The sequence below is a fragment of the Rhizobium sp. CF142 genome, from assembly GCF_000281145.1.
Classification (GTDB): Bacteria; Pseudomonadota; Alphaproteobacteria; order Rhizobiales; family Rhizobiaceae; genus Rhizobium.
Window position 1 is genome coordinate 54786 of record NZ_AJWE01000108.1, and the last position, 17746, is coordinate 72531.

21 protein-coding genes are annotated in these 17746 nt (G+C 62.3%); 8 read left to right on the plus strand and 13 right to left on the minus strand.

Features of this window, described 5'->3' with window-relative positions:
- Window positions 1-26: 26 nt before the first annotated feature.
- The 4 genes from PMI11_RS25585 to PMI11_RS25600 all read right to left on the minus strand — a co-directional run bounded on the left by PMI11_RS25585 (window position 27) and on the right by PMI11_RS25600 (window position 4350).
- Window positions 27-218: a DUF2933 domain-containing protein gene (locus tag PMI11_RS25585; protein WP_007823116.1), complete on the minus strand. Its 192-nt coding sequence runs from the start codon at window positions 216-218 to the stop codon at window positions 27-29.
- The gene (locus tag PMI11_RS25590; RefSeq protein ID WP_007823117.1) at window positions 215-2434 is read right to left on the minus strand and encodes a copper-transporting P-type ATPase; all 2220 of its coding nucleotides are present in this window, start codon (window positions 2432-2434) and stop codon (window positions 215-217) included. Before PMI11_RS25590 ends, PMI11_RS25585 begins: the two co-directional genes overlap by 4 nt.
- A 13-nt stretch (window positions 2435-2447) precedes the next feature.
- Entirely contained in the window at window positions 2448-3953 is a 1506-nt protein-coding gene (locus tag PMI11_RS25595; protein WP_007823118.1) for a multicopper oxidase family protein, read from the minus strand.
- 73 nt (window positions 3954-4026) lie between these two features.
- The gene (locus PMI11_RS25600) at window positions 4027-4350 is read right to left on the minus strand and encodes a hypothetical protein (protein ID WP_007823119.1); all 324 of its coding nucleotides are present in this window, start codon (window positions 4348-4350) and stop codon (window positions 4027-4029) included.
- Window positions 4351-4502: 152 nt separating this feature from the next.
- Here PMI11_RS25600 and PMI11_RS25605 point away from each other — a divergent pair, with 152 nt between their 5' ends.
- The 8 genes from PMI11_RS25605 (at window position 4503) to PMI11_RS25640 (ending at window position 10234) form a co-directional block, all read left to right on the plus strand.
- Window positions 4503-5084 (plus strand): cytochrome c, encoded by a 582-nt coding sequence (locus PMI11_RS25605; protein WP_007823120.1) that lies wholly within the window; start codon window positions 4503-4505, stop codon window positions 5082-5084.
- Window positions 5085-5161: 77 nt separating this feature from the next.
- Window positions 5162-5659 (plus strand): cytochrome b, encoded by a 498-nt coding sequence (locus PMI11_RS25610; protein WP_007823121.1) that lies wholly within the window; start codon window positions 5162-5164, stop codon window positions 5657-5659.
- A 181-nt stretch (window positions 5660-5840) separates the two neighbouring features.
- On the plus strand, window positions 5841-6275 hold the full coding sequence (locus PMI11_RS25615) for a hypothetical protein (protein ID WP_193385631.1): 435 nt from the start codon (window positions 5841-5843) through the stop codon (window positions 6273-6275).
- An 88-nt stretch (window positions 6276-6363) separates the two neighbouring features.
- Window positions 6364-6591 carry a hypothetical protein gene (locus tag PMI11_RS25620; protein ID WP_007823123.1) on the plus strand — a complete coding sequence of 76 codons (228 nt, stop codon included), beginning with the start codon at window positions 6364-6366 and terminating at the stop codon, window positions 6589-6591.
- Complete coding sequence (locus PMI11_RS25625; protein WP_007823124.1) at window positions 6588-8051, plus strand: TolC family protein; 1464 nt, start codon at window positions 6588-6590, stop codon at window positions 8049-8051. Before PMI11_RS25620 ends, PMI11_RS25625 begins: the two co-directional genes overlap by 4 nt.
- Before the next feature lie 14 nt (window positions 8052-8065).
- Window positions 8066-9415 (plus strand): multicopper oxidase family protein, encoded by a 1350-nt coding sequence (locus PMI11_RS25630; RefSeq protein WP_007823126.1) that lies wholly within the window; start codon window positions 8066-8068, stop codon window positions 9413-9415.
- A 31-nt stretch (window positions 9416-9446) separates the two neighbouring features.
- Window positions 9447-9926, plus strand: coding sequence for a cupredoxin domain-containing protein (locus PMI11_RS25635; RefSeq protein ID WP_007823127.1), 480 nt, complete (start codon window positions 9447-9449; stop codon window positions 9924-9926).
- 23 nt (window positions 9927-9949) lie between these two features.
- Window positions 9950-10234 carry a copper-binding protein gene (locus PMI11_RS25640; RefSeq protein WP_007823129.1) on the plus strand — a complete coding sequence of 95 codons (285 nt, stop codon included), beginning with the start codon at window positions 9950-9952 and terminating at the stop codon, window positions 10232-10234.
- Between the two features lie 192 nt (window positions 10235-10426).
- Here the strand turns inward: PMI11_RS25640 and PMI11_RS25645 are convergent, their stop codons facing one another.
- The 9 genes from PMI11_RS25645 to PMI11_RS25685 all read right to left on the minus strand — a co-directional run bounded on the left by PMI11_RS25645 (window position 10427) and on the right by PMI11_RS25685 (window position 17733).
- Window positions 10427-10633, minus strand: coding sequence for a hypothetical protein (locus PMI11_RS25645; RefSeq protein WP_007823131.1), 207 nt, complete (start codon window positions 10631-10633; stop codon window positions 10427-10429).
- Window positions 10634-10713: 80 nt separating this feature from the next.
- Window positions 10714-11049, minus strand: coding sequence for a helix-turn-helix domain-containing protein (locus tag PMI11_RS25650; RefSeq protein ID WP_007823133.1), 336 nt, complete (start codon window positions 11047-11049; stop codon window positions 10714-10716).
- The gene (locus PMI11_RS25655) at window positions 11046-11399 is read right to left on the minus strand and encodes a type II toxin-antitoxin system RelE/ParE family toxin (RefSeq protein ID WP_007823134.1); all 354 of its coding nucleotides are present in this window, start codon (window positions 11397-11399) and stop codon (window positions 11046-11048) included. Before PMI11_RS25655 ends, PMI11_RS25650 begins: the two co-directional genes overlap by 4 nt.
- A gap of 124 nt (window positions 11400-11523) precedes the next feature.
- A complete protein-coding gene (locus tag PMI11_RS25660; RefSeq protein ID WP_007823135.1) occupies window positions 11524-12432 on the minus strand; it encodes an RDD family protein in 909 nt (302 codons plus the stop codon).
- On the minus strand, window positions 12429-13508 hold the full coding sequence (locus PMI11_RS25665; protein ID WP_007823136.1) for a stage II sporulation protein M: 1080 nt from the start codon (window positions 13506-13508) through the stop codon (window positions 12429-12431). The genes PMI11_RS25660 and PMI11_RS25665 overlap by 4 nt, the downstream gene beginning before the upstream one ends.
- Entirely contained in the window at window positions 13505-14812 is a 1308-nt protein-coding gene (locus PMI11_RS25670) for a DUF58 domain-containing protein (RefSeq protein ID WP_007823137.1), read from the minus strand. Before PMI11_RS25670 ends, PMI11_RS25665 begins: the two co-directional genes overlap by 4 nt.
- Window positions 14813-15769 (minus strand): AAA family ATPase, encoded by a 957-nt coding sequence (locus tag PMI11_RS25675; RefSeq protein WP_007823138.1) that lies wholly within the window; start codon window positions 15767-15769, stop codon window positions 14813-14815.
- Window positions 15756-17030, minus strand: a complete 1275-nt coding sequence (locus tag PMI11_RS25680) for a DUF4350 domain-containing protein (protein ID WP_007823139.1) — start codon at window positions 17028-17030, stop codon at window positions 15756-15758. Before PMI11_RS25680 ends, PMI11_RS25675 begins: the two co-directional genes overlap by 14 nt.
- Window positions 17023-17733: a hypothetical protein gene (locus PMI11_RS25685; RefSeq protein WP_007823140.1), complete on the minus strand. Its 711-nt coding sequence runs from the start codon at window positions 17731-17733 to the stop codon at window positions 17023-17025. The genes PMI11_RS25680 and PMI11_RS25685 overlap by 8 nt, the downstream gene beginning before the upstream one ends.
- Window positions 17734-17746 lie beyond the last annotated feature (13 nt).

Below are 17746 nucleotides of genomic sequence, written 5' to 3' on the forward strand. Positions count from 1 at the left end.
GGTGGCCTCCGCCGAGTGCTGGAGGTTCATTTTTCCTCGCCTCCGTCATGGCCGTGATGCCCGCCATGGCCATGGAACAGGTGCATGAGGGGGCAGGCCAGAAGCAGCAGGTAGGGCAGCAGGCCGAAGGCGTGCCCCCAATGCTCCCGGAGCATGAAGAACAGGACGATCACGATGAGCGAGCCGCCCATGAGCATCCAGGTGCGCGAATTGATCATAGGGCAGTACTCCTCAATCTCAGCGAATTGCCGATCACGCTGACCGACGACAGGGCCATGGCGGCAGCCGCGATGATGGGCGACAGGAGAAGGCCGAAGGCGGGATAGAGAACACCGGCTGCGACCGGCACGCCCAGGGCATTGTAGATGAAGGCGAAGAACAGGTTCTGGCGGATGTTCGACATCGTCGCGCGGCTGAGCTGGCGTGCGCGCACGATGCCCTGCAGGTCGCCTTTGAGAAGGGTCACCCCGGCGCTCTCGATCGCCACATCCGTCCCTGTCCCCATGGCGATACCGACATCGGCCGCGGCAAGCGCGGGCGCGTCGTTGACGCCGTCCCCGGCCATGGCGACGATCCGTCCCTCGCCTCGCAGGCGCGACACGATTTTGCTCTTGTCCTCCGGCAGAACTTCCGCCTCGACCTCGGCAATGCCGAGCCTTCGGGCGACGGCCTGCGCCGTCGTCCGGTTGTCGCCGGTGAGCATGACGACGCGGATTCCGGCCTCGACCAGAGCTTTTACGGCAGCAGGGGTCGTGGCCTTGATCGGATCGGCGATGGCGAAGAGACCGGCCACCCGCCCGTCCATGGCCATGAAGATGACCGTCGCCCCGTCATTGCGCAGTTCCTCGGCCCTGCCGGTCATGGAGGAAACGTCGATCTTCTCCTCCTCCATGATCCGGTGGCTGCCGAGAATGAGGGCGTGGCCGTCGACCCGGCCGGTGACACCCTTGCCGACCGGGCTGTCGAAATCCTCGGCAGTCCCGAGCGCAATATCGCGTTCCCGCGCGGCATTGACGACAGCAAGGGCAAGCGGGTGCTCGCTGGAATTCTCCAGTGTCGCCGCCAGCCGAAGCAGCTCGGTCTCGGAGAGTTCGCCGCCCGGATCGATGGCCGTGACCCTCGGCCGTCCCTCGGTAAGCGTTCCGGTCTTGTCGACGACGAGCGTATCGACCTTCTCGAACCGCTCGAGGGCCTCGGCGTTCTTGATCAGCACGCCGAGCCGCGCGCCGCGTCCCACGCCGACCATGATCGACATCGGTGTCGCCAGCCCCAGCGCACAGGGGCATGCGATGATCAGCACCGCGACGGCCGCCACCAGGCCGTGCGCGAAGCGCGGCTCCGGGCCGAACAGCATCCAGATCGCGAAGGATAGGACCGCAATGACGATGACAACAGGCACGAACCAACCCGACACCTCATCCGCCAGGCGCTGGATGGGGGCACGGGAGCGCTGCGCATCGGCAACCATCTGCACGATCCGCGAGAGCATCGTATCCCGGCCGACCTTGCCGGCTTCCATGACGAAAGCGCCGGTCTGGTTCATCGTGCCGCCGATGAGCTTCGACCCCGCATCCTTGGTCACCGGCATGGATTCGCCCGTGATCATCGACTCGTCGACCGAACTGCGGCCCTCGAGCAGCGTGCCGTCCACCGGGATTTTCTCTCCGGGACGTACGCGCAGGCGGTCTCCGACGATAACGAGATCGAGACCGATATCCTCGTCCGTGCCATCGGCATTCACCCGCCGCGCTACCTTGGGCGCCAAATCGAGCAGGGCGCGGATCGCTCCGCCCGTCTGCTCGCGGGCCCGCAGCTCCAGCACCTGCCCCAACAGCACCAGAACCGTGATGACGGCGGCCGCCTCGAAATAGACGGCGACGGAGCCCTCCCCTGAGCGGAAAGTGGCCGGGAAGACGTCCGGAAATACGGTCGCGACGACGCTGTAGATCCAGGCGACGCCGGTGCCCATCGCAATCAGGGTGAACATGTTGAGATGGCGCGTCACCAGCGACTGCCACCCCCTCTGGAAGAAGGGCCAGCCCGCCCAGAGGACGACCGGTGTCGCCAGCCCCATCTGCAGCCAGTTCGATGTCTGCGGACCGAGCAGCATGTGCAGGTTTGTCAGGTGCCCGCCCATTTCGAGGGCGAGCACCGGAAGCGAGAGCACGAGGCCGACCCAAAATCGGCGCTGCATGTCCCGATATTCTTCACTCGGGCCGGTCTCCGCCGTGGCGACGACCGGCTCCAGCGTCATGCCACAGATAGGGCAATTGCCGGGGCCGATCTGCCTGATTTGCGGATGCATGGGGCAGGTATAGATCGTGCCGTCAGGCACGCCCTGCTCCCGTAGCGTGACCGGCTGGCCGGGCGGCGAATGATGCGCGTCGTGTCCCCGGTGATCGTGGCCGGCATGGTTGTGGAGGTCATGTGTCATGCTCATCTCCAGCCTAGAGCGCGTTTTCGTAGGTCACGAACGACATCATCCCCGTCGCCATGTGATAGAGGTGATGGCAATGGAATGGCCAGCGGCCGGGGTTCGGGGCATCGAACTGAATGGCAACCTGCGCCATCGGCGGCACGAGAACCGTATCGCGAACCGCGCCGTCGATCCGCTTTCCATTGATCCCCACGACCCGGAAATGATGGCCGTGCAGATGCATCGGATGCGCCATCATCGACATGTTGCGCATCGCCAGTTCCACGCGGTTCCCGGTCACCACCTTCAGCGGCCCGTCCGCACTGCCGATTTCCCAGACGTAGGAGGCCATGTCTCCGCTCAATGTCAGGGCATAGGTCCGGTCCGGGGCGCGCGGAGAAAGCGGTTTGACGGCCTGCAGCTTCTCCTCCAGCGCCAGATCGAGAACCGGGCCATTGTCGGCGGCATCGGTACCGAGCTTTGAAATGCTGGCGCCGCTGGTGGCCAGGATGACGCCCGTCCGTTCCCTTGCCCCCTCGCGCAGCGCCAGGATGGGGAAGGCTCCGGAAGTGGGCGGCACCTGCAGGCGAATGTCCAGCCTCTGGCCCATCGAAACCGGGAACCGATGACCGGGTACGGGCACCACATCAATTCCATCGACTGCGATCAGTTCGCCGGCAAGGGTTCCGATGTCGATGGTGAAAGCCGTGGCAGTCGCGCCGTTGATGATCCGCAGGCGGACGCGTCCTCCCTTTTCGACGGCGATGACCTCGGGATCGTCGAGTGTGCGGTCATTGGCAAGGTAGGCGTCGTATTCGATGTCGTTCAGGTCCATGGCCATCATGCCAGGCATCGCCATATCGGGCATATTCATGCCCGGCATGCTCATGCCCGACATGGACTGCCCATGCATGCCCTGCATGCCCTCCATCCCCGCGCCCATGTGACCGGTCATTGCGCCATGCCCCATGCCTCCGCCGGAGCTGGAGCCGGCGGCCTTCAATCCGCTCAGCAGTTCCTCCGGCGTCTTGAACGAGAAGTCATGGAGCAGGATGACGACCTCCTGTTCGTCGCGCGCAAGGTCATCGGCCGTGCGTACGATCAGCGGGGCCGCCAGAAGGGATTGTTCCTGCAGCGTATGTGCGTGCATCCAGTGGGTTCCCCCCTGCCCGACCGGAAAGAGGTAGTGGCGGTTTTCACCCGCCGCCAGCAGTTTGGCCGGGTTGTCGGGCACCCCGTCCATGCCCCAGGGGGGCGTCAATCCGTGCCAATGGATCAGCGTGTCCTCTTTCGTCCGGTTCAGCAGGTTGACGTCGAAATCGCCTCCCGCGTTGAGGACCAGTCCCGGCTTGCCGTCCGCCGTACCGAGCCCGAATACGGTTGCGGCTTTCCCGTTCACCTCCAGGACGCGGCTGGAAACGGACAGATCGATGGTGCTGGTCGCTGCCCGTGCTTCGTTCGACCAAGGGTATTTCGTTGATGGTGCGATGGCCGCTGCGCCAATGGCCAGCGTCTTCAGGAATTGTCGGCGATACATGGTGATATCTTTCGATCCCGGTCGGATAGTCCGACCTGTTGACATGACGGCCCGAGGCTTCAGGCCGGGTTCATCAATGCAGGATGGATCGAGGCGGTTCGAAAACGGCGGGCGCGCCCTGGCCGGTCATTCCGGCAAGCACGCCGGGAAAATAGGAGGGAGCGACATAACCGCTCCAGGCCGAAGCGGCGGGAGACGGGAGGCTCGCGACACAGACGACACATACGCCGGTGCAGCAAAGCCTGTCTTTCAGCGCCTTTTCCTGATGGCCCCCATCGGCGGGTGCCTGTTGCAGCAGTGCATGAACGGTCGAGGCCGCGGCTTCGGCGGCGTGGCAGTCGGAAGGCATCGCCTGCGCCTGCGCGTTGAGGAGCAGGCCCGCAAAAGCTGCAGCCATTATCCACCTCAATATTGTCGCCCACCGATTTCGAACCGTCATCGCCTTCAGCTCAATGCCGCCGTTTATCGCACAGTAGCCGCTTGCCCTATGCGCGCTTTGATCTTCATCAATATAGACCCGAGCCGCCTGTCAGGATATGGAGCAGCCCCGTGCGATCGCGAGCATTTGTTTTTGCCCGAGCCTTTGTTTTTGCCGGGGCCCTTGTGTTTGCAATCGTGGTGTCTGTGCTTTTCTCCCTTCACGCCGCCGGGCAATCGATCACGGATGTGGTGGCGCAGCGTCAGCAGCATATGAAAGCCATGGCGGCAGCCGTAAAAACCATGGCGGGCATGTTCAAGTCGCCGGAAACCTATTCGCCGGCAGGCTTCAAGGACGCCGCCGAGACAATCAGGCGTCACTCCGCTACGAGCCTTCAGGCCGATTTTTCAGCGGTAACGGCCGCGCAGGGCTCCGAGGCCAGCGAGCTGATTGCAGCGGAACGGCAGCGGTTCGCGCAACTTTCGGACGACCTGGAAAGATACGCCATAGCCGTGGCTTCCGCAGCCTCCGACAGTCCCGGCCCGATGCCCGAGGACATGCGGATGCGCGAGGGCGAAACGGTAAGCGGCGGGCCGTTTGCAAAGCGCCCCCGCAACGCGGCGAATGAAGCGCCCATGTCGGCCGAGCACGCTTTCCATACGTTGCTCGGGACATGCACGTCCTGTCATGCCCGATACCGGCTCAAAGAGTGAGGAGCCCGCATCCCCTGCGGATTCGATACCCAATCTTTACCGGGACACGGCATCCTCCACCACACATGGAGGATCGGATGCGCGACGGCTACAGGATTTCTCAGATCGCCCTGCACTGGCTCATCGCCGGGCTGCTGCCCGTGCAATATCTGACGGGAGGCAGCATCGAGCGGATCCACCATGCTGTGCACATGGGCATGCAGCCGTCATCTTTCGATGTCTTTCAGCATCTGGTCCACAACTATACGGGCATGGCGATCGGTGGCCTCATGGGCCTACGGCTCCTGCTGAGGATCATGCGGCCGCCCTCACCGGCGATATCGCCGACGGGTGCGGATCGGGTGGCAAAGGCCCTTCACCTTGGTTTCTATGCTGTCATCATCGCCCAGGCCGCACTTGGCTTTATCGCCAGCTACCTGACTTTTTCCGTCGCACCGCTCCATGTCATCGGCTCGAATGTCATCCTGGCGATGGTCGTCCTCCACTTCGCCGCGGCTGCCTGGCACACGCTGATCAGGCGGGACGCAACGCTGGACCGGATGATCCTGCCGCGGAACGACCAGACCGCGACTTGAAGCGCGGGCAACTTGAAGCGCCGACGCCGATAAAAGCGCAATCGGACACGATAAGGATATTGACCTTCCAGTAGGGGGAAGCTCTAGACGCAGATCCGAACAGCCTCCTGGGGATTACGAATCATGGGAAGGTCTGTCGAGGATAGTGAAGCGGAGCGGCCTTGATGGCAGCTCCGGAGTTATGGACAAAATGTATCTGAACGCACTGGGCAGACTGCTCCTTTTCGTGCGGCTGGTGATCATCGTATCGCTGGCAGGATACACGCTGTCCAACGCGAATGCCGCCATGCACGGTTCGGCTTTCCCCGATCTGCAGCCGCCGGCAATATCAGCAGGCGGGCACGATCACCACGCCATGTCAGGCGAGGATCATGCCGCTTCGGGTGATCATGGCGTCGTCCAGAATGCCTCCATCCAGCAGGATCATGGCTCGTCCGCGAGCGATGACGAGCAACTTTCCAAGCAGCAATGCTGCAAGGATTTTTGCGGCGGCTTCGGCATCGTCTGCGAAGCTCACGAGGTCGGCGGACCGGTCGTGTCTTCGATCCGCCAGTTCGTCGACGATCAGAGCATCCTCGGCGAACTGCCGCCGCTTCATCGCCCGCCCAAGATCTGAATAGCGATTTCCCCGCGTCTGCGGGTCCGAAGGCATGCCGCGGTGAAACCGCGCCTGCCCGTGAGAGTCTATTATTCGGATTTTTAAGATGAGACCTTCCATATTGGTGGTGGGGCTGCCGCTTATTGCGGGCGGCTGCGCATCCACGCTTCCTGTCGATGTCATTGCACCCGTGGATGTCGAGCAGACCTATTCCGTTCGGCCGCTCCAGTATCGTTCGCCCATCTCGGGATTTGTTGCCCGACAGCCGATCGATCCCAAGCCCTGGCGACAACAGAACGAGGAGCAGTCTCCGAAAAAGGGAGACGCTTCATGACTGCAATCAGAAAGCTGCTCGCTCTCACAGCCCTGCCCCTCGTCCTCGGAGGCTGCGTGAGCAGTGCCGAGTATGCGGCGAAAGACGCCGGTTTCGCGGCAGTTTCCGCCAAGGTCGGCGGGGTTGCCTCCAAACAGACCGTCTGGGTTCAAAACCGCCAGGAAGCCGAAGTGGCCTCTGCCAAGGTGAAAGCGCTTCTTGCCGGCAGGAAGACGCTGGACGCGGAAACGGCAGTCCAGATCGCCCTCATCAACAACAAGGGCCTGCAGGCCGCCTACGCCGATCTTGGCGAGAGTGCTGCCGACGCATGGCAGTCGACCATGCTCTTGAACCCAACGGTCTCCGTCGGCTTCTCCGGCATCGGGACGCCGGAACTGGAAGCGTTCAAGACGATCGAGGGCGCGATCACCACCAACCTGCTCGCGCTGATGACCAGGAAACGCGATATCGAGATTGCCGATACGCGTTTCCGCCAGGCGCAGCTGAACGCTGCCGTCCGCACGCTGCAGCTCGCGGCCGACACGCGCCGCGCCTGGATCAACGCGGTCGCCGCATGGGAGAATGTGACCCAGCTCCAGCGTGCCCAGGCGGCCGCCGATGCAGCCTCCGAGCTTGCCCAGAAGCTTGGCGAGACCGGGGCGATGGCCAAGGGAGCGCAGGCTCGCGAACATGTCTTCGCAGCCGAACTCGCCGGTGAAACCGCCAAGGCCCGCCTGGCTGCTCGCCTGGCGAAGGAAGAGCTGACAAGGCAGATGGGCCTGTGGGGCCCGGATACCGAATTCCAGGTGCCGAACAGCCTGCCGCCCCTGCCGAAGGCGCTGATGAAGCGCGACACGATCGAGGCGGAAGCGCTCGGCAACCGCATCGATCTTCAGGTAGCCAGGCTCGAACTGGAAGCCACCGCGCGCTCCTATGGCCTCACCGAAGCGACCCGCTACGTCACCGATCTCCAAATCCTTGCCGGAGCCGAGTCCGAGAGGGAGGTCGGGGAAGACGGCGACAAGAAATGGGAGACGACGGCGACCGGGGAGCTGGAATTTTCAATCCCGATCTTCGACACCGGCAAGGCCCGCATGCGCAAGGCCGAGCTTGGCTACATGCGTGCGGCCAATCAGCTGGCGGAGAAGGCCGTCAACGTCCGCTCGGAAGCGCGATCGGCCTATGAGGCCTATCGGTCGAACTACGACATCGCCCGCCACTACCGCAACAGCGTCGTCCCGCTCCGCACCAAGGTCGAGGAAGAATCCCTCCTTTCCTACAACGGGATGATCACCAACACCTTCGAGCTGCTCACCGACACGCGGGACAAGATCAACTCCATCCTGCTCTCCGTCAATGCAAAGCGGGACTTCTGGCTCGCGGACGCCAACCTCGCGCCCGCCGTCTATGGCGGCGGCACGGCTGCGGCATCGGCCGGGACCGAGGTCGCCTCATCGTCCGAGAGCGGCGGCGGTCATTGAGAAAGGACTTTCACATGTTCAACAGAAGACAACTCTTCGGTGCCGGTGCAGCCCTGATGGCGGCCGGAGCCTGGACGAAGACCTCGGCAATGGGCCTGCCGGATGCCCCGGCCATGGCCTCGGCCGACATGCAGCCGCCGCTGCACCCGACCTCCGGGCCGGACTACCAGCCGGTCGTGACGCTGAACGGCTGGACGCTTCCGCATCGGATGAACAATGGCGTCAAGGAATTCCACCTCGTCGCCGAGCCGGTGGAGCGCGAGATGGCGGACGGCATGACCGCCTACCTCTGGGGCTATAACGGGCAATCACCGGGGCCGACGATCGAGGCTGTCGAAGGCGACCGCGTTCGCATCTTCGTCACCAACAAGCTGCCGGAACACACGACCATCCACTGGCACGGCATGATCCTGCCTTCAGGCATGGACGGTGTGGGCGGCCTGTCGCAGCCTCACATCCCCGTCGGCAAGACCTTCGTCTACGAGTTCGATCTCGTGAAGTCGGGCACCTTCATGTACCACCCGCATTCCGACGAGATGGTGCAGATGGCGATGGGCATGATGGGCTTCTTCGTCATCCATCCCAAAGACCCCAAGTTCATGCGCGTCGACCGCGACTTCGTCTTCCTGCTCAATGCCTATGACATCGACCCCGGCTCATACGTGCCGCGTATCATGGAAATGACTGACTTCAACATGTGGTGCTGGAACAGCCGGGTCTTTCCCGGCATCAGCCCGCTGGTGGTCTCGAAGAACGATCGTGTCCGGGTGCGGGTCGGCAACCTCACCATGACCAATCATCCGGTCCACATGCACGGCTACGATTTCGAAGTCACCTGCACGGATGGCGGCTGGGTGCGGCCGGAAGCCCGCTGGCCGGAGGTGAGCATCGACATTCCCGTCGGGGCGATGCGGGCCTACGAGTTCGACGCCAAATATCTCGGCGACTGGGCGATCCACTGCCACAAGTCGCACCACACGATGAACGCGATGGGCCACGACATCCCGACCTTCATCGGGGCGGACAAGTCGAAACTCGCCGACAAGATCCGCAAGCTTCAACCTGACTACATGCCGATGGGAACCAAAGGCATGGCCGATATGGGCGAAATGGAAATGCCCATTCCCGAGAACACTGTCCCCATGATGACCGGCTGGGGCCCGCACGGCCCCATCGAAATGGGCGGCATGTTCTCCGTCGTGAAAGTCCGCGAGGGTATCTCGGCGGACGATTACGCCGATCCGGGCTGGTACGAAAACCCGCCCGGCACCCAGGCTTGGGAGTGGACCGGCGAACTGCCGGACGCGACCAAGGCGAAGGACGCAAACACCACCATCACGCCGAAGCCGATGCAGCACGGCTGATGCAAATCCCCAGCAAACCAAAGGACCTGATATGAAAATCCACACTCTCGCACTGGCTCTTGCGGCCATCGCCGGCCCAGCGCTTGCTTCCGGCAATCACGCTGGCGGGCACGGCGAAAAAATGGCGGTCGGCGAGCCCGGCGACAAGTCGAAGGTCACCCAGACCATCCGCGTCAGCATGAAGGAAACCGAAGACGGCAAGATGCTCTTCCAGCCCGCCGTGATCAAGGTTCGCAAGGACCAGACGGTCAAGATCTCCATCAAGAATGCGGGGCAAAGCGACCACGAATTCGTGCTCGACCAGGAAGACAAGATCCTGGAGCACAAGAAGGTCATGGAGAAATTCCCCGAGATGGAACATGCCGATGCGAACTCGCTCCGCCTGACGGCCGGCCAGTCCGGCGAGATCGTCTGGAAGTTCACCACCGGCGGCGAATTCAAGTTCGCCTGCCTGATCCCCGGCCACTACGAGGCCGGCATGCACGGCGACGTCAGCGTCGCTGCCGAATGAGACATCCCAAGAGGAGACCGAAAATGAAGACTGCAATCAAGATCACCCTCGCCTTCATGCTGTCCGTCGGCGCCGCTGCAGGCGCAATCGCACAGGAATACACCAAAGGCGTCGTCGACAAGGTCGACGCCAAGGCGCAGAAGGTCACCATCAAGCACGAAGACCTGAAGAACCTCGACATGCCCGGCATGACGATGGTGTTCCGCGTCAAGGATGCGGCGATCCTCGAGAAGCTGAAGGCAGGCGAGAACATCGAGTTCGTCGCCGATCGCGTCGACGGCAAGCTGACCGTGACTGAGGTCAAGTAGGCCGATCAGGCCTGGGTCCGTCGCGGACCCGGGCCGTTGCCATTCCGTTTCTACGGTGCATGGCTCAAGGTGGATCTGTGGGAATTGGTTGGGGAGAGTGGTGACTAGGCTGGCGGTCGCAACCGAGCACGGGAACCGAAGTCGATGCGATCCTCTTGAGCAATGTTCGAGTGCCCCCTTACAAAAGACGGGTTACGATTCCTCCAAGAGGAGCAACCCCTCTTCGGTCCAGGAGCCGCCTTGTATCTCCGGTTTGACCAGACCATACGAGGCCAACACTTCAACTGCGAGCTCCCCGGCATACATGGCTTTATGATCCAGCCGTCCTCTACCGTCATCCAAGTACTGATCACACATGGAGGCGAGGGCCATCAGGATTTTTCTTTCTTCAGGGGTCATTGCTTCTACTGCTCCAAGGCACTTCGAATGCACGAATGATCACGGGGTGAAGGCGCGCTTACAGCCCCGCCGCCATTCGCTTAGACAACTGCAACCTGTACCTTCTTGCCGATGCGCTGAACCATCTCGATAAGCGTGTCTACGGTGAATTTGGAGACCTTCTTGTTCACCACGTCGGACACACGGGGACGAGAGACGTGCAGCCTTTCTGCCGCTTCCGACTGCTTTAGCTGGCTTGCAGCAATCCAATCGGCGATTTCTGTCATCAGGTTCTCTTTAATTTCGATCATGGCAGCGATCTGAGCATCGGATTCTGCCTGAAGAGATGCCGCCTCATCAGTATCAAAACCAAGGTCTTCAAAAATATTGACACCGGCCTGGGTGACGTGACCGATCTCGTCGTCCTTCGGTTTCATTTTGATTTCCTTTTCGTTTTATCGCTCATTTGCTTTTTCATTGCTTTATAGCGGCTCTTGCCAACTTCAATGTGGTGCTGCGAGGTCTTTTGAGTGGTCTTCGAAAAGCAGTGCAACACGAAGATCCCGTCATCAAACTTTGCGACGTAGAACACTCGATACTGGTTTCCTGCGTCCTTTATTCTTATCTCCGCAGTGCCTGGTCCAACCGTAGAGAAAGTTTTCCAGTCGTTAGGAGGCAAACCCGCCTTAATGCGGTTGAGGTCGTGACCTGCCTGCTTGCGGGCGTCCTTCGGAAACTTTTTGATGTCATCGAATGACGATCCCATCCATATGATGTCTTTGCTCACCAAAAGCTCCGTATAAGTACTTATACACTCAAATCCCTAAGTCAAGGTTCATCAGGCAGCGGTGTACAAACTGCTCGGGGTTTTCAAGGTGACTGGTTCCGAGGCACAGCCACCGGCCTCCACGTCAAACAAGCTTCCTCGCCTCTGTTTTCGTATGCTCGTGATACTTATTCTCACGCGCCTTTCCGAAAAGCTTCAGGCTCTCCAGATGCTCGCGCTGGGCGCGGTAGAAATCATTGAGGAACAGCATCTCCTGGCCGGGCTTCACGGCATCCTCATAGCGGATCCTTCTCGTAATCGTGCGCACGATCTTGATGATCTCTTGGGTGTTCGGCATCTTCGTCGTGTCGCGCAGCACGTCCTCCAGCGTCTGCAGCTCGTATTTGCCGTAGATATCGAGATGCTCGGGCAGGAATTCGAATGCCGGCTGCGACGAAGCCTTGGCAGGAGACGACAGCGCGAGATCCGAGAGCAGCACGGAGCGCGGATTGTCGACCACCAGTGTGCCGGCGATCATGTCGCCGATGCGTTGCCGGCGGCGGTTGGCGAGCGGAACGATCACCACCACCAGGAGCCAAACGGCCGTCAATCCACCTTCCAGCCCCGACTGTTCGCCGATCGTGCCCAGAAGGCCCATCGGAGCGAAGATCTCCACCTCTTTCATGAGGTTGCGCGCCGCCACCTGATGCGGCGTCAGGCGTCGGCCATCGACATTGATGACGCGGATGCCCGCTATCCGTTTTCCGAGCGTGCGCCCGTTCCAGATCAGTTCCGAGAGCACGTAATAGGGCGTCCGCAGCAGAAAGCCCATCAATGTGATCAGGACCGTCATGGCGCTGAAGGGCAAGGCCCCCGTGAAGATGACGGCAAGCGCGATAATGACGAAAAGGAGGGTCGTGAAGATGATATCGAGGATCTGCGCGCCCAAACGGGCTCCGATCGAGGCGATCGCGAAACTGATCGGTACGCCCTCCGGCGGAATGAACTGCATGACGCGCTTGCCGTCTGTCATCGTCTGGTCCGGCTGCTTCATCTGACGGCCTCATGTGAAGCCTTGCCTTCGCGCCCCGCAAGCGTGAGCCATGCCACCCAGAAGGCACCCATGCCCCAGCCGATGCCGATCCGCCAGACCGGCTCCTGGACGAGCTGGCGCAGGAAGCCTTCGATAAAGGCTGCCACGACCAGCATCAGGGCCGCAAGGATCGCGAGCTTGACGGCATCATGCCCCTGGTGGCGCAGAGCCTCCTTGCGGGTTCGCGCGCCCGGAAGAAGAACCGCAAGCCCCAGCCCTGCCCCGCCGGCGCAGGCAATAGAGATCGCCGCAAGCTCGGTGACGCCGTGGATGGAAAGCCAGGCGAAGGCATCGTAGCCCAGCCCTTTCTGCCGGAACATCGCGAAGAAGGCGCCGAGCATCAGGCCATTGTAGAAGGTCAGAATGAAGCTCGGCACCGATGCGAAGACGCCGAGCGCAAAGATCAGTACGGCGATCCCCGTATTGTGGGAAAAGAGATAGGCCGAAAAGGCCGCGAGCCCGTCGCTCTCATGCCGTTCATTGCCGTAGATCGTCGAGCGCAGGTAATCGGCCGACGCATCCGGCGTGCGCTGGTCGGCGAGCTCCGAGGGCACGAACGTATAGAACCAGCTCGGATCGCTGCTGCAGAGCCTGTATCCGGCAAGAGCGCCGAGAACAAGCGCCAGGAAGCCGATGAAGAGAGGCAGGGCCGAGCGGCGCACCGCCTGCGGAATGCCCTTCAGCAGCAGGCGGGAGATCAGCCCGCCGAGGCTTTCCTGCGGCGCATAGACGACGAGATAGGCCCGCGCGCAGAGGCTTTCCAGATAGGCGACAAGCGCCCGATCGAGCGAAATATCGCGCGCGACGCTGAGCGAATTCATCGCCTGCCGGTAACCGGCCGCGAGGTCGCGCACCTCGTTATAGCTGAGTGCAGCAGCCCCGCCCTCCTCCGCCCGGCTCACCAACTGGTCCAGCTTACGCCAGTGTGCCTCGCGCTCCAGCCGGAAGCGGGCCGAGCGCAGGAGGTCGTTCTGCACCCCGCCGGCGTGGGGCGTCGCGCCACTATCCATCCTGGGGTCGATGCGCAGATCCGTCATATCATCTCGCGGGATTTGATTTCGATGTAGCGGGCAATGAGATCCGATGTCAGCGCCTCGGGCGTGCTGTCGAGGCAGAGCACGCCGAGACGGGCGAGTTTCTCCATCACCGCCCGCCGCTCCTGCACGATCTGCCGCGCCGCTACCGAGCGGGCGATGGCATCGAGCGTCGTCTCTTCCGGCTCCACCAGCTTTGCCAGCATCGGATCGCGCAAGGCGACGTAAACGATGAAATGATGGCGCGCGAGCACCTGCATATTCTCGATCATCAGCTCCGCCGTGATGCTGTCGACGAAATCGGAGAATATCACGATCAGCGAGCGCCGCTTGAGACGGCCCGAAAGATGCGTAAGGCCCAGCGTATGGTTGGTCTCCTGCGTCTCATATTGCAGCTCGGCGCACACCGTCTGCAGCCGCGGAAAAGCTGCGCGCCCCGGCAGGGCCGGCAGGAAGAGACGCGGACGGCTGTCGAAACTGTAGAAACCGACGAGATCGCCCGCGAGCCCTCCCGCCCAGCACATGGCAAGCGCGGCATTGATGGCCCGGTCGAGCTTGGTGAAGCCGTCGAGCCGTTCGGCCATCAGCCGCCCGGAATCGACGCAGAGAATGATCTGGTGGTTTTTCTCCGCGCGCATCTCGCGCACCACGAGATTGCGCATGCGCGCCGATCGCTTCCAGTCGATGCTGCGCGGATCCATGCCGGCGGCAAATTCCCGGAGCTGATGGAATTCCGATCCTTCGCCGCGCAGCCGCAAATCCTTCTGACCGGCTTCCAGCGGCAGGATCTGCGTCTTGATCGCGCCTGACAGCACCGGCGAGATATCGGGAATGACGGCGATCTCGCGCGCCACCGGCAGGCGCACGATCCTGTCGATCAGCCTGAGGCGCGACGGCCATTTCAGCCAGAGCTCGCGGACTGAAAACTGCCCGCGCCGCGTCAGCTGCAGATCGAAGGAGGCCTTCACCGGCCCGGAATCGGCGCGCTCCATCCGACGCTCGCCGATGACGAGTTCCGGCGCGGCATCAAGCCGGATAACGATCCCCTCCGGCAGCTTGCCCTTCTGCCTGTTGATGACAACAGTGAAAGGAGCCGCGTGGCCGACAAAACCCTGCGGCGGCAGATCGACATCGACGGCCATGCGGCCCGACAGCGCCGTAAAGACGAGATCGCCCGCCGTAACGACCGCCAGCACCACCCACAGGAAGACGAGCGGCATGCTCATGTCGCGCCACCACACGCTGACGATGACCGTCAGCGCCGCCATGGCAAGAACAAGCGCGATCAGGTGTGAGGACGGCCGCATTTACCGGGGCGCATCCACGCGGTTCCTGAGGCTGCGCAGCACATCGTCAGGCGTGCGCCCGTCGATTTCCGCCGAAGGCGACAGCACGATGCGATGGCGCAAAGCCGGCGTGAGCAGCGCCTGCACATCGTCAGGCAGGCCGTAATCCCGACCCTCGAAGGCCGCCTTGACGCGCACGGCCGCGGCAAGCGCATCGGCAGCACGTGTGGAGGCACCATAGAGAATATCGGGATCGGAGCGCGTCGCGCGCACGAGATCGACGATATAGGTCAGGATCGACTTGTCGAGATGGATCGCATCGATGAGCGCCCGGCCAGCGGCAAGCGCCTCGCTGGTGACCAGCGGCCGGATGCCGGCTTTGCTGATATCGGCCTTCAGCGCCTGATCGGCATGGCGCGACAGGATCGAGATTTCCGTATCGCGGTCGGGAAAATCGACGACGAGCTTGAACAGGAAGCGGTCGAGCTGCGCCTCGGGAAGCGGATAGGTGCCCTGCTGCTCGATCGGGTTCTGGGTGGCGAGCACGAAGAAATCCGGCCCCAGCGCATAATCGACCCCGTCAAGCGTCACCATCCGCTCGTTCATCGCCTGCAGCAGCGCCGATTGCGTCTTTGGCGGCGCGCGGTTGATTTCGTCGGCGAGAAGAATGTCGGTGAAGACCGGACCCTTGGTCAGGTGGAACTGGTTGGTCTGGAAGTTGAAGAGATTGACGCCGAGCACATCGCCGGGCATCAGGTCCGGCGTGAACTGGATGCGCCGGTAATCGAGCGCCATGGCGGCCGAAACCGAACGGGCAAGCAGCGTCTTTGCCGTGCCGGGCGGCCCCTCGACGAGGCAGTGCCCGCCCGAGAATATCGAGATCAGGACGAGATCGATGATCGCATCCTGTCCCTGCACCGCCTTGCCGATCTCGCCCCTGACAGCGGCGATGAGATTGCGAAATTCACTTAGATCCAAGGTCGATGCTCCCCAGCGATTTCCTGAATGTCTCGAGATTGCGGTGCAGGTCCGCCCGCTTCATCAAATGTCCACGATCAATCAGCGCCTGAGCTGACGAATGCAACGCCTGCGCCGCCGCATGATCGTGGCGCGCCATGCGTTTGAACAACCGATCTATGCCCGCCTCGTTTCCGGCTCCGGGCCCGAAGAGCAACTGCGCCTTGTCGGCAAGCAGATGGAGCACGAACTGCGACACCATCCGCCCGTCATTGCCCGACAGGCGAAGCAGCCGGGCCGTGGCCTCGATCGCCGCGCTCTTCGACAATTCGATATGTCCCGACGCATCCTTCAAAGGCGGGCCGAAACGCCAGAACCCGCGCCAGAAGCAGATCGCCACGACAACGAACAGAGTTCCCCAGATGACGGAGAGCGGATAGGCGAAGAAGCGTTTGAGATCGGAGCTTGAACGCTCGTAGCTGCGCCCCTCGTCCACCGGTTTCGTGTCATCCAGTGGCGCTCCTGTCATATCGATATAGACCGGCCGCGTCTCGCCGGCGCCACGCAGATGCTCAAAGAGAGCCACGGCAAAGCTGGCATTGTCAGCGAGAGCCAGCCCGTGATTGGTCACGAGATCGGGATCCGACAGCAGATAGACGTGAGGATTGTCATCGCAATGAACGAGCAACGCGCCCGACGGCATGCCGACGAGCTCCTGGCAATCGTCCGACAGGCTTTCCCGATCGAAGGTCTGCGCCTGATACAGGGCGATCTTCATGGACTGGAACTGTTTCAGACCAATCTGCGCTTCTTCGAAACCCGGCGCGTTGCGCGAGAGGTGCTTGCTGGAAAGTTCGACCCTGTTGAGCTTGTCCTGTATGGCGGGGAGCGCCAGCAGGTCCGACTGGCCGGCAATCCCATCCCTCAACACGCTGCTGCGCCATTTCGGCATGACGATCAGCGTCGGCAGCTCGTGGTTGACCGCTTCGTAGGCCCAGTCTTCCGGAGACACTTCGGCCGTTTTCTCTTCCCCCTTGGGTGCGGCAGTCTCGTTCTCCGATATCGGCAGGGAAAGCATGCGCATGGAGATTTCGGCGCGCGACCTGACGAAATGCGGATCGGAGCGGATAACGGGAATGCCCTTGGCTTCCAGCCAGACCTGCAGACCCCTGCTGCCGAGCGGCGAACGGTCGAAATCGTTCTCTCGCGGCAGCCCGAAGAGTGCCAGCGCCGCGAGCCCGGCCAGAACCAGCAGGATGAGAACGGGCGCGGCATTACGCATGGCTGAACCTGCCTACCGACAGCAAAGCGCGCGCCGAGTTGAGAAGCGTATCGAAATGCCCTTCCTGCAATGGGCGGCCGCCATAATGCACGAGTTCCGCCTCGGCCAGCAGATGTTCCAGCCGCTCACGGTCGGGCATGGTTGCCGGCAGACGCGCAAAAACCGCCCGCTCCGTATCCGACCGGAAAAGCCGTGTTCCCGTCACATCGGCCGCGTGCAGCAGGCAGTGCCGGAGCAGGAGCACCAGCGCCTGCCGGCGATCCGCCATGGCGGCAATGCGCTGCAGGACATCATTGGGCCGCTCCTCGGTCCCGCCATCGGATGTGCGCCAGCTCTCCGGCGCTTCCCCTTGCCGCTTCTTCACGTCACGCGGCGCGGACGACAGCAGCACGCCGCCATTGCCGAAAAACATTGCAAGGCCGATGATGACGACAAGAGCGACGAGCACAAGCACGACCGCCACGGAACCGTCGACGGCTGGCTCCTGCGGCGTAAACGAGCGATTGTCGCGCGACAGGGCCGCATCCGGCGCACGCTTGGACTTTTGGGCACCATCGCGATAGGTGAGCTTGCAGCGCACGCCATTCAGCGCGCATTGCGCGGCATATTCTCTGCCGACCACGCTGACCGGCCGATCGCCCGTCCCGCCCTGACTGCTGCTGTCCTGCGCCAGCGCAGGATAAAACTGGGCTGAGGCGGCCAATGATAGCGCCACC

What these genes read in the sequence shown, in the direction of transcription:
- PMI11_RS25585 (WP_007823116.1), bottom strand. Translation starts at nt 218, where the DNA reads ATGATCAATTCGCGCACCTGGATGCTCATGGGCGGCTCGCTCATCGTG.
- PMI11_RS25590 (WP_007823117.1), bottom strand. Translation starts at nt 2,434, where the DNA reads ATGACACATGACCTCCACAACCATGCCGGCCACGATCACCGGGGACAC.
- PMI11_RS25595 (WP_007823118.1), bottom strand. Translation starts at nt 3,953, where the DNA reads ATGTATCGCCGACAATTCCTGAAGACGCTGGCCATTGGCGCAGCGGCC.
- PMI11_RS25600 (WP_007823119.1), bottom strand. Translation starts at nt 4,350, where the DNA reads ATGGCTGCAGCTTTTGCGGGCCTGCTCCTCAACGCGCAGGCGCAGGCG.
- PMI11_RS25610 (WP_007823121.1), top strand. Translation starts at nt 5,162, where the DNA reads ATGCGCGACGGCTACAGGATTTCTCAGATCGCCCTGCACTGGCTCATC.
- PMI11_RS25615 (WP_193385631.1), top strand. Translation starts at nt 5,841, where the DNA reads ATGGACAAAATGTATCTGAACGCACTGGGCAGACTGCTCCTTTTCGTG.
- PMI11_RS25620 (WP_007823123.1), top strand. Translation starts at nt 6,364, where the DNA reads ATGAGACCTTCCATATTGGTGGTGGGGCTGCCGCTTATTGCGGGCGGC.
- PMI11_RS25625 (WP_007823124.1), top strand. Translation starts at nt 6,588, where the DNA reads ATGACTGCAATCAGAAAGCTGCTCGCTCTCACAGCCCTGCCCCTCGTC.
- PMI11_RS25630 (WP_007823126.1), top strand. Translation starts at nt 8,066, where the DNA reads ATGTTCAACAGAAGACAACTCTTCGGTGCCGGTGCAGCCCTGATGGCG.
- PMI11_RS25635 (WP_007823127.1), top strand. Translation starts at nt 9,447, where the DNA reads ATGAAAATCCACACTCTCGCACTGGCTCTTGCGGCCATCGCCGGCCCA.
- PMI11_RS25640 (WP_007823129.1), top strand. Translation starts at nt 9,950, where the DNA reads ATGAAGACTGCAATCAAGATCACCCTCGCCTTCATGCTGTCCGTCGGC.
- PMI11_RS25645 (WP_007823131.1), bottom strand. Translation starts at nt 10,633, where the DNA reads ATGACCCCTGAAGAAAGAAAAATCCTGATGGCCCTCGCCTCCATGTGT.
- PMI11_RS25650 (WP_007823133.1), bottom strand. Translation starts at nt 11,049, where the DNA reads ATGAAACCGAAGGACGACGAGATCGGTCACGTCACCCAGGCCGGTGTC.
- PMI11_RS25660 (WP_007823135.1), bottom strand. Translation starts at nt 12,432, where the DNA reads ATGAAGCAGCCGGACCAGACGATGACAGACGGCAAGCGCGTCATGCAG.
- PMI11_RS25665 (WP_007823136.1), bottom strand. Translation starts at nt 13,508, where the DNA reads ATGACGGATCTGCGCATCGACCCCAGGATGGATAGTGGCGCGACGCCC.
- PMI11_RS25670 (WP_007823137.1), bottom strand. Translation starts at nt 14,812, where the DNA reads ATGCGGCCGTCCTCACACCTGATCGCGCTTGTTCTTGCCATGGCGGCG.
- PMI11_RS25680 (WP_007823139.1), bottom strand. Translation starts at nt 17,030, where the DNA reads ATGCGTAATGCCGCGCCCGTTCTCATCCTGCTGGTTCTGGCCGGGCTC.